Annotated in this window: 16 protein-coding genes; 6 read left to right on the forward strand and 10 right to left on the reverse strand. The window is 59.9% G+C overall.

Annotation, left to right across the window (positions count from 1 at the left end):
• The 5 genes from ACFPM8_RS03750 to ACFPM8_RS03770 all read right to left on the reverse strand — a co-directional run bounded on the left by ACFPM8_RS03750 (window position 1) and on the right by ACFPM8_RS03770 (window position 3,726).
• Window positions 1-1,275, reverse strand: a complete 1,275-nt coding sequence (locus ACFPM8_RS03750; protein ID WP_378995101.1) for an SDR family oxidoreductase — start codon at window positions 1,273-1,275, stop codon at window positions 1-3.
• 79 nt (window positions 1,276-1,354) lie between these two features.
• Window positions 1,355-1,777 carry a thiol-disulfide oxidoreductase DCC family protein gene (locus ACFPM8_RS03755; RefSeq protein WP_378995103.1) on the reverse strand — a complete coding sequence of 141 codons (423 nt, stop codon included), beginning with the start codon at window positions 1,775-1,777 and terminating at the stop codon, window positions 1,355-1,357.
• On the reverse strand, window positions 1,777-2,319 hold the full coding sequence (locus tag ACFPM8_RS03760) for a GbsR/MarR family transcriptional regulator (RefSeq protein ID WP_378995105.1): 543 nt from the start codon (window positions 2,317-2,319) through the stop codon (window positions 1,777-1,779). The genes ACFPM8_RS03755 and ACFPM8_RS03760 overlap by 1 nt, the downstream gene beginning before the upstream one ends.
• A 199-nt stretch (window positions 2,320-2,518) precedes the next feature.
• Window positions 2,519-3,256 carry an SDR family NAD(P)-dependent oxidoreductase gene (locus tag ACFPM8_RS03765; RefSeq protein ID WP_378995107.1) on the reverse strand — a complete coding sequence of 246 codons (738 nt, stop codon included), beginning with the start codon at window positions 3,254-3,256 and terminating at the stop codon, window positions 2,519-2,521.
• 221 nt (window positions 3,257-3,477) lie between these two features.
• Window positions 3,478-3,726, reverse strand: a complete 249-nt coding sequence (locus ACFPM8_RS03770) for a SymE family type I addiction module toxin (RefSeq protein ID WP_378995109.1) — start codon at window positions 3,724-3,726, stop codon at window positions 3,478-3,480.
• Between the two features lie 418 nt (window positions 3,727-4,144).
• Between ACFPM8_RS03770 and ACFPM8_RS03775 the strand changes: the two genes are divergently transcribed.
• Together ACFPM8_RS03775 and ACFPM8_RS03780 are read left to right on the forward strand one after the other, a co-directional pair.
• Window positions 4,145-4,990, forward strand: a complete 846-nt coding sequence (locus tag ACFPM8_RS03775) for a hypothetical protein (RefSeq protein ID WP_378995111.1) — start codon at window positions 4,145-4,147, stop codon at window positions 4,988-4,990.
• Window positions 4,991-5,003: 13 nt separating this feature from the next.
• On the forward strand, window positions 5,004-5,504 hold the full coding sequence (locus tag ACFPM8_RS03780) for a hypothetical protein (protein ID WP_378995113.1): 501 nt from the start codon (window positions 5,004-5,006) through the stop codon (window positions 5,502-5,504).
• 86 nt (window positions 5,505-5,590) lie between these two features.
• Here ACFPM8_RS03780 and ACFPM8_RS03785 read toward each other — a convergent pair whose 3' ends face one another.
• On the reverse strand, window positions 5,591-6,490 hold the full coding sequence (locus tag ACFPM8_RS03785; RefSeq protein WP_378995115.1) for a LysR substrate-binding domain-containing protein: 900 nt from the start codon (window positions 6,488-6,490) through the stop codon (window positions 5,591-5,593).
• Window positions 6,491-6,552: 62 nt separating this feature from the next.
• Window positions 6,553-6,648 carry a hypothetical protein gene (locus ACFPM8_RS03790; protein ID WP_378995117.1) on the reverse strand — a complete coding sequence of 32 codons (96 nt, stop codon included), beginning with the start codon at window positions 6,646-6,648 and terminating at the stop codon, window positions 6,553-6,555.
• A 236-nt stretch (window positions 6,649-6,884) separates the two neighbouring features.
• Between ACFPM8_RS03790 and ACFPM8_RS03795 the strand changes: the two genes are divergently transcribed.
• Entirely contained in the window at window positions 6,885-8,816 is a 1,932-nt protein-coding gene (locus ACFPM8_RS03795) for a M66 family metalloprotease (RefSeq protein ID WP_378995119.1), read from the forward strand.
• A 72-nt stretch (window positions 8,817-8,888) separates the two neighbouring features.
• On the opposite strand, the gene ACFPM8_RS03800 is transcribed toward ACFPM8_RS03795, so the two are convergent.
• Together ACFPM8_RS03800 and ACFPM8_RS03805 are read right to left on the reverse strand one after the other, a co-directional pair.
• Window positions 8,889-9,959 (reverse strand): purine-nucleoside phosphorylase, encoded by a 1,071-nt coding sequence (locus ACFPM8_RS03800; RefSeq protein WP_378995121.1) that lies wholly within the window; start codon window positions 9,957-9,959, stop codon window positions 8,889-8,891.
• Window positions 9,960-10,133: 174 nt separating this feature from the next.
• Window positions 10,134-11,030 carry a LysR family transcriptional regulator gene (locus ACFPM8_RS03805; protein ID WP_378995123.1) on the reverse strand — a complete coding sequence of 299 codons (897 nt, stop codon included), beginning with the start codon at window positions 11,028-11,030 and terminating at the stop codon, window positions 10,134-10,136.
• 168 nt (window positions 11,031-11,198) lie between these two features.
• Between ACFPM8_RS03805 and ACFPM8_RS03810 the strand changes: the two genes are divergently transcribed.
• Window positions 11,199-11,945 (forward strand): SDR family oxidoreductase, encoded by a 747-nt coding sequence (locus tag ACFPM8_RS03810; protein ID WP_378995125.1) that lies wholly within the window; start codon window positions 11,199-11,201, stop codon window positions 11,943-11,945.
• 23 nt (window positions 11,946-11,968) lie between these two features.
• On the opposite strand, the gene ACFPM8_RS03815 is transcribed toward ACFPM8_RS03810, so the two are convergent.
• Window positions 11,969-12,901 carry a LysR family transcriptional regulator gene (locus ACFPM8_RS03815; RefSeq protein ID WP_378995127.1) on the reverse strand — a complete coding sequence of 311 codons (933 nt, stop codon included), beginning with the start codon at window positions 12,899-12,901 and terminating at the stop codon, window positions 11,969-11,971.
• 286 nt (window positions 12,902-13,187) lie between these two features.
• Here ACFPM8_RS03815 and ACFPM8_RS03820 point away from each other — a divergent pair, with 286 nt between their 5' ends.
• Both ACFPM8_RS03820 and ACFPM8_RS03825 read left to right on the forward strand, forming a co-directional pair.
• Window positions 13,188-14,105 carry an alpha/beta fold hydrolase gene (locus ACFPM8_RS03820; RefSeq protein ID WP_378995129.1) on the forward strand — a complete coding sequence of 306 codons (918 nt, stop codon included), beginning with the start codon at window positions 13,188-13,190 and terminating at the stop codon, window positions 14,103-14,105.
• Window positions 14,106-14,340: 235 nt separating this feature from the next.
• Window positions 14,341-15,408, forward strand: coding sequence for an alpha/beta fold hydrolase (locus ACFPM8_RS03825; RefSeq protein ID WP_378995131.1), 1,068 nt, complete (start codon window positions 14,341-14,343; stop codon window positions 15,406-15,408).
• The last annotated feature ends 37 nt before the right edge of the window (window positions 15,409-15,445 follow it).

Raw genomic sequence — 15,445 nt, forward strand, 5'->3', positions numbered from 1 at the left:
TCAATTCCTCTTTCCTTCAAGCCGCCACATGATCGCCATCAATGCGAGTATCGGCAGGTTTTTGCTCAACAGGCCAAACGGATGCAACCAAAACTGCGGCAAACAGGCGCTCATGACGACGGTATAACCGCCTACCAACGCGATCTGCAACGGCCACAGCCAGTGGCGGGGGCGAACCACCAGCACAATCCCGATTGCCGCATCGGCCAGGCTGGCAGCCAGCAAAGTCGTTTCCCGCCAGTCGGCAGGGATGCCGCAAGCGGCGAGCCAGCGGCTGCTTTCGGCGTGCGGCCAGGCAAACCAGGAAACGGCGGCGGTGATCAGCCACAACGCGGCGACTGCCATGCGCGCCAGCGGCAGACCCCAGGCCAGCACGGCAGCCGGCCGTTGCTCCGGCTTGGCGAAGGTGTCAGGCTCGCGCGGCGCGCGCTCCAGGAATTCCGCGACCGGCCCCGCATCCGCAGTGTTTGCGCCGGCCAGCATGATCAGCGCATCCGGCGTCAATACGCTGGCCGGATGCAGTGCGGCGAGGCGCGCCATCTGCCGCGCCAGCGGCAGCGGCAAATCCAACACGACGGCTGGCGGCGCATCCATGCCGCGCCGCAATTGCGCCAGATAGTCGGCCATCGTCAGCGCACACGGCCCGACCGCGGCGATCTCGCGCGGCACGCTATCGTTGCTCATGACCAGCTTGACCAGGAGCTCGACCAGATCGTCGACATGGATAGGCTGCACCCTGGCGCTATGTGCCAGCGGCAGCGCCAGCAACGGCAAGGTCGCCAGCGTCAGGAACATGCGGCTGCTGAGACCGTCTGCGCCGTACACCAGGGATGGCCGAACCACGGTGGTCCTGAACTTGGGATTCGCAGGCCGTTCCAGCAAATCGGCTTCAGCCGCCCCCTTGCTGCGCCAGTATTCGGTCGCGGCGTCGACGCCGCAGCCCAGCACCGAGATATGCACCAGACGCCGGATGCCGAGCAACTCGCAGGCGGCAAACAAGGCAATCGGTGCGGCCCGATGCAGCCGGTCGAAGTCGCCCGACTGCGACTCGCGGAAGATGCCGACGCAGTTGACCACCGCATCCACCCCGGCCAGGTGCGGAATCCACGCCCCTACCGTCGTCAACTCGGCGAAATCCAGTGACCGCCATTCTGACTGCAAGACATCGTCGGGTTGGCGGCGGCCGGCGCCGGTTACCGTGCATCCGGCACTGCGCAGCGCCGGCATCAGGCGACTGCCGATCAAGCCGCTGGCGCCGAGGATAAGGACGTTCATGCCGCCTCCTTAATTGTTGGAATCCGCATGATTTTCCGTCTGTTTATTCTGTAAAAAGAGAAATATCGAAGCAAAAAAATTATCGCTTGAAGAAAGGATTACCCACCTCGCACACGCCTTCGCTACAAGCGGGAGCCGTCTTGTAACCCATCCAGCGCGACAAGCGGTAGCGATTGCGGGCGAAGAGGCGGTACAAACCGGACAACAGCGGCCGCAGCACCCGTATCCGCAACGGCAACACCATCCAGCCGCGGCCGACCAAGGTGTACGCCGCCAACAGGCTGTCGATGCCGACCAGCATCCGCCCTGCGGCGGTTTGGCTGTGCAGTTCGCGATTGAGCGCGGCCATGTCCACGCCGAGCGGCGCCGGGTCGAATCCGGGCAGCGCAACATCGACGAAGCCTAGGCGCGCCGCTTTATCCCAATGACGCAAACGTCGCATCTCTGCGGCGCAAAAAGGGCAGTTGCCATCGAAAAACAAGGTCAGTTCCGGGGTGCTCATCATTTATTTCCTTTTTCATCCACGCTCAGCAGGCGTGCGACTTTGCCGCCCATTTTCAGAAAGCGTTGCAGGGTTGCTGGCGACAGATGCTTGTAGTCGTCATAGGTCGCCGTCAGCATTTCGACAAACTCCAGCACTTGATCCATCTTGTCCCGGGTCGCCTGCTCCAGCAGCGCATCTTGCTCGGCTTCGATCGCGCATTCTCGCAAGACAGACAGGGTCGGGTCGATTTCGCGGCGTTTGCGCTCTTCGACGATGGCCCGGAAAATTTGCCACACGTCTTGATGCGCCAGGAAGTGATCGCGGCGGTCGCCTTGCATGTGGGTAATCCGCACCAGGCCCCAGCTTTGCAGTTCTTTCAGGCTGTTGCTGACGTTGGAGCGGGCCACGTCCAGCGTCTCGGCGATGTCTTCGGCCGGCAGCGGATGATTTGACAGGAACAGCAGCGCATGGATTTGCGCCACCGTGCGGTTGACTCCCCAGCGGGCACCCATTTCGCCCCAGTGGAGGATGTACTTTTGCATCGTAGGACCAAGTCGCATAATAATTTTCGTAATTTCTGTCACGACAGAAATACTAGACTTAATTTATGCCGAAGTCAAAGCTTGCAAAACGATCAGTGCGATTGCTCCAGCCGGTGCCCGCACCAGCCTGTTGTTGACTATGCGACCTGAAACCGGAAGCGTTTGCGTCCCTGAGGCGGGTACCCGATACCCGCCCCTTCCCGCTTCGGTGAACGCCTTACATCCGTCCGCCATCCGTCAGAATCGTGCGCCCGGTAATCCAGCGCGCATCGTCGGACGCCAGGAACGCCACCGCATCGGCGATATCTTCCGGCTCGGCCAAGCGTCCCAGCGGGGTCAATGCGGTTTCGGCCTGGATCCGCTCGGGCGGGATGCCGGCGGTCATGTCGGTGCGGGTGATGTGCGGCGCCACGGCGTTGACCCGGATCCCGCGAGCGCCTAGCTCCAACGCAAAACTGTGCGTAAGCACGTCGACCGCCCCCTTGCTGGCCGAATAAACAGCCGAGCCGGGCTTGGGCTGCAGCACCAGACTGCTTGAAACATTGACGATGCAAGCGCCGGTCACCGGCAGATAAGGCAGCACCGCCTGCGTGGCGGCGACCACGCTCCAGGCATTGGTATAAAACTGCGCGTGAAACGACTCGCGCGAGATCTGCCCGACCGGCGCCACCTCGAGAATGCCGGCGGCATTGACCAGGATGTCGATCCGGCCGAAGGCGGCCGCGACCTGCTGCACCATCGCCTGCACCGAAGCCTCATCCGCCACATCGGCTTGAAACGCGGCAGCCTGGCCGCCGCTGCCGCGGATGGCTTGCACCACCTGTTGCGCCGCATTCCGGTTGCCGTTATAGACCACCGCAACGCTGGCGCCTTCGCCAGCAAGTTTGCGCGCGATGGCCGCGCCGATACCGCGCGAGGCGCCGGTGACCAAGGCAATTTTGTCTTTCATCTTCATATGTTCTCCTGTTGTCATCACTGGATTGCGATGGCAACAAGATACGGGTGGCGGCGTCGATGTGGTAGCCGCAGCAATGCACACGCCGCGTTCTACAAATGCAACGCGACTCAACCCAAATCGTAGGGCGGAAAAGCGCAGCGCCTTCCGCCGTTTTGGATGCCTCAAACACTTGTGACACATCCAGCGGCGGATAACGCTGCGCTCATCCGCCCTACTTTTTACTCTCTAGTGATGAACAAGCAGCCTCGTCTCACCTGCACCCGGATCCGGGTCTGGGGCGTGAAGCCGGCTGCTAATAGCCACTTGCCGCGCAGCCGAATCCAGGGGGTTCTGAGCTTACCCTCCGGACAGACGCCGACGGTTAAATGCCGGTCTGGGAGGTGGTTGCTGGTGGATGTGGTGATGGAACTGTCTTGCGTGGATGGAATGGATTTGGGGGGTGGTTTAGACGTACGAAAGTTGGTCATAGCGGATTCCTTAAGTTGGTAAGAAAAAAATTAAAGAGCCGCTTCCCGCTACGAAACGGGAGGACGGCAGATGACAGGATTCGTAGACCGGCACCAACCAAACCGGTAGCCCGAGGGCTCCCCGCCACTGCCGTCCATAGGGACGTACAAAGGCAGAGCGAACGCAAAAAAAAGCCGCAAGAGCGGCACGTTCGCCGGTTGATGATCAGGCTACGAAACCTATCCCCGTTCTTTTTCTGCGAGGACCGGCCGACTATAAACGCTATTGAATGCCATGACAATCAACGGCCGACGGCATGCCGTGCCAGCTGGATTTGCCAGTCCAATTAATTGTCTTTATTTCAATGTTGACATACCATTCACAGCGCATTTCCGCAGGAGTTGATGTTCCCGATAGCTTCCCCTTACAGGAGACCGCATGGCCCGTTATCTCAGAATGAATGACACCCCGCTCGAGCGTCATTTCACTTTAATTGTCGGCAACAGCCTGCCGTTTAAAGTGCAGGGCTTCGGCCCGGATCGCAAACACCTGCTGATCAAAAGCGCATTTCATCATCAAGTCAAAGTGACCCCGCTGGCGGTCAACAACAAAAATATCGAGCAACGCCTGAAGTTTGAAGCGATATCGGTCAGCGCCGTCCCGGTCCTGATTCGCGCCTATGCCCACAACGGCTGGCAAGACATGGGCACCGAGGCGCTGCATATCACCGTCCTGCCGGAGTTGAAATTGCCGCCGGTGGACAGTGAAGAGGGGATTTTGGCTAGGGTGCTGTTGGTGGAAAACATTCCGCCTAGTTCCCGCGAATTCCAGTCTATGACGCAGGCCATCACATCGATGCAATGGATGCGTCACGTATTGATGAATAGGCTCAAATTCGGATCACGACATTTCGGGGCGGACAATGTCAGCAGCATAACTGCGCTCATCAAGGCGCGTAACCAAGTCGAAGGGTTTCAGAGCTATCCAGCTCTTACCGGACAACAAAGTATCAACTTGAAGGATATTGTCAGGATAGCTAACGACGCCAGCGATCAGCGACATGCCGCTTGTCGAGAATATGTTCAAAATGCGATCGACGTTGCCACTGGCATCAACCCGGGCTCCGATCCCAGTCCGACCCGTTTGTATGCATGGAAAACTGCTGACGCAAGACACCCAGGGGCGAATTTCGTTAAATTCCAAACTCAAGGCGGTCAGGATTTTTATACGTTGACGCGAGAATTCAAGGAAGACCCGCTACTGAGAAATGTAAAGAAGCCATAAAGGAGATAACGACATGCATAAAATACTGTGTTGCCTTGTGGCGCTGACATCTTTCACATCCATCGCTTCTCATGCCGAGGATGACTACCCCGATTTTGGGACCAAACCCAGTGAACGCTTTTCCGTGTCAAGAAGCCCTTACTTTATTCGTCCAGAACGCGCACTGAAAAATCGGATCGTCTCTGACAAAAAAAACCGCTCCACCAATCATTTTTGTATCGTCGGCTACAACTGGGCCAGTGGAAATTCGATGGTCTGGGTGCACTGGAAAGAAGAGCGCGCTCTGATTTTATGGGGCGGCAGCATATATCCAGATTCTCGGGACAGGGGACTCATGACGGCTCGCCGTAATTTGGTGCTTGGGAAGGACACAGTTGAAACCGAAGATGAGCTCAATGGCAGCACGTATATTGAAACCCGCGCATGGTGGGAAGGCGTCGCAAAAGACTGCGATGCCCATGGTGAGAAATTTACCGTGAAGCCTTTCTCTATCAACAAAAATTCAACGCCATAGCGTGTCAGCCAGGCCCAGCAACGCCGTCCGTAACCTTGGTCCCGGGCGGCGTCACATTGAGCCTGCTCTTTCCACTCAATAACCCTTTACCCCAACGCGCCAAAACGTTCCTCCAAAAACGTCACCAGCGCCCGCACCGCCGAAGGCATGCCGTGCCGGCTTGGATAGATCGCGTAGACCGTGGTAACGGGCGGTTCCCGCTGCGGCAACAAGATGCTGAGCTGACCGTTGGCTAGCGCCTCGCTGCATGCATGCAGCGGCAGCTGGATCAGTCCGGTGCCGCGGATCGCGGCTTCGCGCAGCGCCTGGAGATTGTCGGTGACGAATCTCGGCTGCGGATAATGCAGCACGGTTTGTCCATCGTCGCCCTGGAAGGCCCAGGGCCGGATCGCTTCCAGGCTGCCTTGCGCCAGCGCCGGCCAAGCATTGAGCTCGCCGATGTCGGCCGGTACTCCATGCGCGGCCAGCAGCGCCGGGCTGGCCACCAGCACCATGCGCGAAGTGCCGAGCGGCCGCGCGACGATGTCGGCCGACGCCAGCGGCTTGCTGGAAAAGCGGATCGCCAGGTCGATCCGTTCGGCCAGCAGGTCAACATATTTGTTCGACAGGTCCAGCGCGACCCGTACTTTGGGATGCAGGTTGGCAAAGTCGGCCAGCCAGCCGGCCAGCATCATTTCGCCGATCAGCAGCGACGCGCTGACCCGAATCAGCCCGCTCGGCTCGCTCAAGGTTGCACTGACGGTAGCCCGCACCGCCCCCACCTCATTGGCGATGGCGCGGGCATGGCGATAGACGCTTTCACCGATCGCCGTCACATGGAAACGGTGCGCCGAACGCTGGATCAAGCGCACGTCCAGCTGCGCTTCGAGGGCGGCGATGCGACGGCTCAGACGCGATTTCGGAATGCCGGTAACGCGCTCGGCGGCCGAGAAACCGCCTGCCTCCACCACTTGGGAAAACAGATATAGGTCGTTAAGGTCGTCCATCTCAGATTTATTTTTATTCAAATTTGGAACGTCGCATCACCTCCGTGATTGCGCGCAGTTTGTCATCTCAAGTGACGTCTTTGGTCAGTTTCACAAGACCGGCACCTGCCCCCCTCTTGACAGGCGACTGGTACAGCTCTTGCTGTTTGTTCCCTCAAGTAAATTTTTCAATGGCATTTCGTCGTCATCAGATGCCTCGTTTGCGGCAAGTAGGGCGGAAAAGCGTAGCGTCTTCCGCCGTTCTGGATGCGTCAAACACCTGTGGCACATCCATCGGCGGATAACGCTGCGCTCATCCGCCCTACGACTGCAATGTCCTCGTTTGCAGCAATGCAGCTGGCCTCGCCACGGGGCCCTGCATTGCTTTTTTTAATTCCTTCTTGAACGGCTCGTCATGGCAAGATCACCTCGTATTTCACTCGCCCTCTCGGCACTCGCCGCATCGTTGTTGCTGGCCGCCTGCGGCGGGGGCTCCTCCAGTAACGGCAGCAATAACGGCTCTGCTGCCGGCAGCGGCAACATCGGCAGCGGCAGTTCGGGGGCCGGCAGCGCCGCGCCGCAATTGCTGATCAACAGTTTTGAAGCGGCGCAAACCCATGTCTTGCCGGAGGCCGGCTTGAGCTGGTCGCTGCCCGGCGCCAAAGGGACATTGCACCTGAGCGCACAACGCGATGCGCTGGTGATGGTTGACCTCGGCGCCGCCCAGCCTCAGCGGCCGGTGCTGGAAGCCTGGCTCAACAACAGCAAGCTGGGCGCGCTGGCGCTGAATACTCCCGACCGCCTGCCGCCCACCGAAGCCGCCGGTCCGGCCTATGCCGGCAACCGCTATAGCGTGACGCTGCCGGCCGCATGGGTGACGCCTGGTGTCATGTTGCGGGTCAGCGCAGACAATTACGCGGCCAGCGATTTCAAGCAGCCGGAAGTCGGCATGGATGCGGATTTCGACATGCGGATCTTGCCGTTTTACCTGTTCGGCGCCAACGACAGCAACACCCAGCCTTTCTCGGTGACCGCCAATCCGGATGCCGCCACCTATCAGGAGCTGTATGCGAAGTGGCCGGTGGCAAAGCTCAATATGCATAATCACCCCGCCGGACGGGTCATCTGGCCTTACTACATCATCGGCCCCGACGGCAAAGGCAATGCCGCCTATCGCGTGACCAACAAGGACCAGCAAAAAGACGGCTACGCGATCATGGGCGCAACCCTCCCTATCCTGAGCGCGATCCGTTCCGCCAATGGCGAGGCCGGCACCAATAATCAATACTACGCACCGCTGTTGATGCTAGGCGCCAACGGCGCTTACGCTGATCCCTGGGGCGGACTGGGTTCGGTCGGCGGCTCGGTCGCGACCGGCGATTTCCGCTATGCGGGCGTGTTTATCCACGAACAAGGCCACGCGTTCGGCATGCCGCATGCCGGCGACGCTTACGCCAATGGCGCGTATCCCTACATCAGCGGCAGTCTGCTGGGCTCGGCCTGGGGTTACGATGCCGGCCGCGGCCAGCTGCTGGCGCCGTTCCTGCCGACCACCGCCGACAGCTACAAAAACTGCCAATCCAGCAGCTCCCGGATCAAGGACGGCAGCGGCCGCTGCATCAAGCAGGACCCGATGCAGGGCGGTTCCGGCGATCAAGCTGCCGGCTACCGCTTCACGATGTTCTCCGATTTCAATGCGGGCGTGATCCAGCGCTATTTCGAGGGCCAGACCACGGCCGATGCCAAAGGCGTGCATAAATATTCCGGCGGCAGGATTTTTGTCGATCAGGCATCGGCCACCGGCTATAGCCGCTGGGACGGCATAGCCAAGAAGCGGGTGGCGGTGACGCCGGCCACCACTGACGGCGGCCTGTACGGTTTCGACATGGGATTGCCGAGCCAGCGCAACGTGCCGGTGCAAACCATCGTCATCACCTATAGCCTGGCCGGCACCGCGGGCGTATCGCAGATCTACCCGCCGCTGGCGTATCAAGGCAATCTGGTCCGCCAGGTCGATCCGACCGCCCCCGCGCAACTGGCCCAGATCACGCCCAACACCGGCGCCACCCCCTGGTACTGCCATGCCAGCGGCTGCGACTATACGGTGCGGGTAACTTACGGCGACGGGTCCTTGCTGCATGTGCTGCTGCAGGGCGGCGCCCGCCCCTGGTTCAGCCCGACCGGAGCGATCCCGGCCGCCGCGCTCGATCCGCTCAATGGCGACAGCTTCAAGGTATGGGGAATCAACGTGCCGGCCAACAAGAGCATCAGCAAGATCGAATTGCTGGATACCCCGATGGGATGGAATGGCGTACCGGCCAATCCGACTGTGCTGCTGAGTCGATAAGTCGGCAAATGTGAGGAATGACAGCCGGTTCGCACGCAGCAATCGTGCGCGAACCGGCTCCTTCATGCGCGTTTACCGGCGCGGCACTCCGTCGCGCCATTCACCCCAGTGCAGCACGATGTCCTGCACCAGCGGATTTCCGGCGCGGTACAGATTCTCCGTCGCCGGCAAGAAGCCGCCCTGGTCCGCATAGTTGAGCAGGTTGTCGGCGCTGGTCTGGCCCTGGTACGGCCGGTCGAAATCAGATCCGGTGCGCAACGCCGCCACGCGGCTCAGATCCACCCGCTTGGCGCTCGATGCCCGCTTCAAGGCTTCGAAGGTCGCATTGTCTTCCTGTGCCGTCATGCAATACACGCCCTTGTCGTCGGTCAGAATCTTGGTCCATTCGCGTGCGCGTTCGCCCAGCAGCGTGCCGGACCACCAGGTATTGCCCGACAGGATGTCGCACTGGACCACCGCAGGCGGCTGGTTGGCCGGCGCGTAATTGTATTTCGCGCGCGCGGCCTGGGCCTGCGTGCTATCGGCCAGCACCGTGTTGCGCGACAGCGCAAACGCGGCGTCGGCCAGTTTCGGATTCAGCTGGAACACTTCATTGCGATAGTCGAGCGGCGGCTTGGCGGCCGGGTTCTTGGTGTTGATGCCGAGGTAGCCGGTGTTCCAGCCGGCCGGAATTTCGCGCGCATCCAGTTCCCATTGGATGCCGAAATCGACCAGGTACTTGGCCCACGCCGCCGAACCGACGGTGCCGCGCGCGGGATCGACGCCGGCAATCCCCGAGATCAGGAAATACGTATGGCGCAGATCGAAACGCGACGAGAACGTCAACGCCATCATCGACGCCGACGCATTCGCGTAGCCCATGCCGGTCGTGATCACGCAGACATCCTGTTTATTGCAGTGCACGTCGGGATAGTCCGGCGACAGGCCCGGCACCGGGACGGCTTTCCACGGCCCGAGGCGATCCAGCCAGGCTTTGCCTTCGGGTCCGAACATCGAAATGATCATGACCTTGACCGGGCGGCCATGAGCGCCGGCTTCAGCGAGTGTGTCGCCGCGGCTGTCCTGCGCGAACGACGGCGCGGTGGTGCAGGCGGCGAGCGTGGAAAGGGCTAGGGCTGCGGAAAGAATAGAACGACTCAACATTGGTTTTCCTTATGGGAAAGAAGTGGATGAGAAAGGCTGTCGGAAACGATCGGATACGGTTCCAGCCAATATTGGCCAAAATATTTCCCGACGGCACGATATTAAATGCTCATTAGTGCAAATAAGCAATAAAGTCTGCCGAAAACACCTTTCGCCGTGTTTAGCCGTCAAGCTTTAGCCGACAGCAACAAATACGCTCGCAAGCCAATCCACGAACACGCGAACCCTGGGCGACAGTTGCCTATGATGCGGATACAGCACGGAGACGGTCGACGGATTCGGCCGATAGTCGGCCAGCACTTCGCACAGCTCGCCCGCCGCAATCAGGGGCGCCACGCTGTAGCGCGGCAACTGGATCAAACCAAAGCCGGATCGGCAGCACTGTATATACGCGTCCGCATTGTTGAGCGATACCGTGCCGTTGAGGGCGACCTCGCGGATCGCGCCGCCGACCTTGAATTCAAACGGATAAAATTTTCCGGTTTGGGCCGAGAAAAAATTCACGGCGCGGTGTCTCGCAAGTTCCTCGACTGTGCGCGGCTCGCCATGCAACTTCAGGTAGGCCGGACTGGCGCAGGTGACTTGCTCCAGGCTGGCTACCCGTCTTGCGACCATCGACGAATCCCGCAATTCGCCCACGCGCAGCACGCAGTCAATGTTTTCCCGCACCAAGTCGACCAAGCGGTCGCCCATCCCGATCTGCAATTCGATATTCGGGTAACGCGCGCAGAATTGATCCAGCAAGGGCAGCACAAAATGGCGGCCAAGCGGTCCATGCATGTCGACTCTTAATTTGCCTCCGGGATTGGCGGCCGCCTCCGAAAACACATTTTCCGTTTCTTCCAGGTCGGCCAGCAGGCGTGCACAACGGACGTAATAGGCCTCGCCATCAAGGGTGGCCGTCACCTGGCGCGTGGTGCGGTGCAGCAGCCGCACTCGCAAGCGCGCTTCCATCTGCTTGATCGCGTTGGTCACCGTCGACTTCGGATAGCCGAGGTCTTCAGCCGCACGAGTGAAGCTTTTCAACTCCACGATGCGCGTGAAAATCCGCATCGATTCAAATTTGTCCATAAAAGTGTCGGCATCATTGTTAATCTGAATTGAACAGTCTAAGCAAACCGAGCTAGTTTATCTACCGAAGCTTAATCGGCATGATGCACGCACTGCCCGCAAAACCGGTTCACCGGAACCAATGGGGCGGCTCAAGCAGTGCTGAAATCTAACCTCAAGGAGCTTCAAATGCATCACGCACACGCAAACAGAAAAGTAGCAATCGTAACGGGATCGTCGCGCGGCATTGGCGCCGCAGTGGCGCAGCGTCTGGCGGACGACGGTTTTGCCGTGGTCGTCAATTATGCGGGCAACGCGGAACCGGCCCAGGCGCTGGCGCGCAGAATTACCGAAGAAGGCGGCCAAGCCCTGGCCGTGCAGGCCGATGTCAGCGATCCGGCAGCCGTGCGCGCCATGTTCGACGCCGCCGAACAAGCGTTTGGCGGCATCGACGTGCTGGTCAACAACGCCGGCGTCATGGCGCTTGCGACTATCGCCGAGACCGATGACGCGACCTTCGACCGCCAGATCGCCATCAATCTGAAGGGAACCTTCAATACGCTGCGTGAAGCAGGCAAGCGCCTGCGCGATGGCGGCCGCATCATCAACTTCTCGTCGAGCGTGGTCGGCATGCGCCAGCCTACTTACGGTGTTTACGCCGGAACCAAGGCCGCGGTCGAAGCAATGACGAGCATCTTCGCCAAAGAATTGCGCGGACGAAACATCACAGTCAATGCGGTCGCCCCAGGACCGACCGCCACCGACCTGTTCTTCAACGGCAAACCACAAGAGGTGATCGATCGGCTGGCCAAGCTGGCGCCGCTTGAACGTTTGGGCCAGCCGGCGGATATTGCGGCCGCGGTCGCCTTCCTCGCCGCCGCCGACGGCGCCTGGATCAACGGCCAGACCCTGCGCGCCAACGGCGGGATAGTCTGATCCGCCGGCGCCAGGTACGGCCCCTAAGCGACTGTCCTTCGGCTGCTTCCACGCGATTGGTCGACATGCTTTTTTAGTTCGTCGATGAATACTCGCGTCTTCTGCGGCCGATGGCGCGAGGCCGGGAACACCGCATAAATGCCGCCGCCCGGCAGATCCCAGTCGGGCAGCAGGCGCACCAGGCGACCCGCCGCGACATCCTCCGCCACGGCGAAGTCGGTCAATATCGCCAGCCCGCCTCCGGCCAGCGCGGCGATGCGGGCAGCGTAGGCCGTGTTGGCGGAAAACGCCGAGTTGAAGCGGATGGTTCGCTCTGCCTCGCCCTGGCTCTTGAAAGTCCACGTCACGGGTTGCGGCAATACCGACAATGCGACAAACGGCAAATCCCTGAGATCTTCCGGCGTCTGCGGCTGGCCAACCCGGCTCAGCAACTGCGGACTCGCCACCAGCCAAACGGCATAGCTGCCGACGCGCGCCGCCTGATGGCCGGAATCAGCCAGTTGTCCGATACGGATGGCGACGTCGATGCCGTCCGCGACCAGGTCGAAGTGGCGGTCGCCGGTCAGCAATTCTATTTTCAGCAGCGGGTAGCGCTGTTGCAGCGCGACCGCAACCGGGGTGACGACGGTTGCGCCGTAGTCGATCGGCGCAGTGATGCGCAAGGTGCCGCGCGGCTCCGCCGTATTGTGGCCGGCGGCCGTGATCGCGCTCTCCGCATCGCTGACGATGCGGCGGCTGGCTTCGTAAAACGCCTCGCCGGCGTCGGTCAGCTTGAGGCTGCGCGTGGTACGCAGCAGCAGGCTGGCGCCGATCTCGCTCTCCAGCCGCTGCATGTGGGTGCTCACCATGGTCTTGGTCAGGCCCAGCCGGCTGGCCGCCGCGGTCAGCGAGCCGGCCTCCACTACCGTGACAAACACCAGCAAACGATTGAGATTGATCGAGGAAAGATTCGTCATGTTGATCGCGCACTGTCCATTATTCACTGTCCATTATTAATGGACAGAGTTTATCCAATTAGCCGTCTTATCGTGACTATTGAATGCAGGTATATTTCTGACATGCAAGATTTTAAGGACCTCTAAAAACCGTAGCGAGCGACCCAAGGTCTGGGTGAGAAGCGCAGTCGTACGGAAGTACGGCGAACATCACAGCCCTGAGATTGGGCCGCGCAGTAGATTTTTAGAGGTCCTTTAACGAAACGAAAAATTACTGCCAACCATTCTTTCCTATCAGGAGCACATCATGAAATCGAAACTCATCGGCTTATTTATTGCGCTGCTTTCATCGCTTGACGCGCACGCCGCGACACAAGTGTCTTACCGCACCCAGGACGTCGACGGCATCAAGATTTTTTACCGCGAGGCGGGCGATCCGGCCAATCCGACCGTTCTGCTGTTGCACGGCTTCCCTTCGTCATCGCATATGTACCGCGATTTGATTCCTGCGCTGATGGGCAAATTTCACGTGGTTGCGCCCGATTATCCGGGCAGCGGTTATAGCGAAGTACCGGAAGGCGCGGCGTTCACGCCGACGTTTGACGGGCTGGCCGACGTCATGACGCGCTTCGTGCAAAAGAAAGGGCTGACAAAGTTTGCGCTGTATGTCCAGGATTTTGGCGGACCGGTCGGCTACCGCATGGCCGCCAATCACCCCGACTGGATTTCGGCATTGATCATCCAGAACGCCAATGCCTACAAGGAAGGTCTGTCCTCGCAAGTGGCGAGCGACATCAAGCGGCTCAGCGTCGGCATCAATCCCGACACCGAACGCGCCATGGCACAGGTCCTGAGTCCGCAAGGCGTGCAGTTCATGTACAAAACCGGCGCCCGCAATCCGGAACAATTGAGCCCGGATGCATGGACGCATGACCAAGACGGCTTGCAAAACGACCTGAATCGCAAGATCCAGATGAATCTGCTGGTCGACTACCACTCGAATCTCGAGCAATACGCTGCCTGGCATGCTTATTTTCGCAAGAGCCAGCCGCGGACCCTGATCGTGTGGGGCAAGAACGACCCCTTGTTTATCGAGGCCGGCGCCCACGCTTATTTGCAGGACCTGAAAAATGCCGAGCTGCATCTGCTCAATAGCGGTCACTTCGCCCTGGAAGAGGACTCCGCGGAGATCGCCGGCCGCGTCACTAAGTTCCTAGTGGACTGAAACAGCCGATTCGAGAGCGAAGGGCGCGTTCCCGGCGCGCAGGGCAAGGCGTAAAGCGCAGCAATAGCGAGACTATTGCGAGCATTTGCAACGCCGCCATGCGTGTCGGGTACGTGACAGGCGCTCTTGAATTGGTTGTTTCAGTCCACTAAATGCTGGCAAAGTAATTGCATGCAGCTGCCCTTCGACGGGCAGCAAGTCAGATGAGAATTTTCGATCACCAAAAAGGAAAACAATGAAATCGCAAGTTAGTCAAAACGGCGTTTTAAAAATCGCTTCACTGATATTGACGGCCGCGATGGCCAGCTGGCTCCCGGCAAGCGCCATGGCGCAGACCGGCGTCGAGACGGCGGCCAAGAGCGGCATAGAGATGCACGGCAAAGGGCAGTTCGCGCCTTCCAGATTCGGCAAAATTTATTATGAAACCGAGGGCTCCGGCTCTCCGATCTTCCTGGTCGCCGGCGGCCCCGGTTCAAGCCATGCGTCGTTTCATCCGTGGTTTTCGCGGCTCGCCGCTGAACACACGGTTGTGTATCTGGACAACATCGGCCGCGGCCGATCGGATCGATTAGCGCCGCAACACACTAAGGAATACACGGTGGAACGCGACGCCGAAGACATCGAGGCACTGCGCATCGCGCTGGGATATGACCGGATCTCGTTGATCGGTCATTCGTATGGCGGCATGCCTGCGCTCGCATATGCACTGAAGTATCCGCAGCATGTCTCCAGGCTGGTGTTGTCCAGCACGATGCTCAATGCGCACAGCTGGCAGCAGAATATCGACAGCGTCAATTTCACCGCGCGCAATCAGTTTCCCGAGATTTGGGAGCAATTGATGCAACTGCGGGCACGCGGTGTTAAATCGAGTGCTGCGGAATACGGGGAGCTTTATGGAAAGACCGAGCTCGACATCTACTGGCGCGATCCCGACCTGGAGAGCAAGCTGTTTCAATCCAGCGATCCGGCGGACGGCTCGAACTCCGATGTGTACCGCAGCTTCATCGGCGAGGATCCGGAATGGCAGGTGGCCGGCACCATGAAGCGCTACGATCCGCGCCCCCGCATGCAATCCCTGACGGTCCCGACCCTGGTCTGCGTCGGCCGTTACGACCGCGTCGGTACGCCGAAGATAGCCGGTGAAATCAAGGCCGCCCTGCCCGCCTCCAGCAGCAAGCTGGTGGTCTTTGAACGCAGCGGACACCGGCCCTGGGTGGAAGAAACGGATGCGTATTTCAATTTGCTGAAGGATTTCTTCCCGATTGACGATGGCGGTACGGCGCAGAAGTTAAGCGCGCAATAGTCGCAAGGCCGCAATCGGGGGGCCGCAGAGCCGATTT

Origin of the sequence: Paraherbaspirillum soli (genome assembly GCF_042654985.1) — a bacterium.
Taxonomy (GTDB): Bacteria; Pseudomonadota; Gammaproteobacteria; order Burkholderiales; family Burkholderiaceae_D; genus Paraherbaspirillum; species Paraherbaspirillum soli.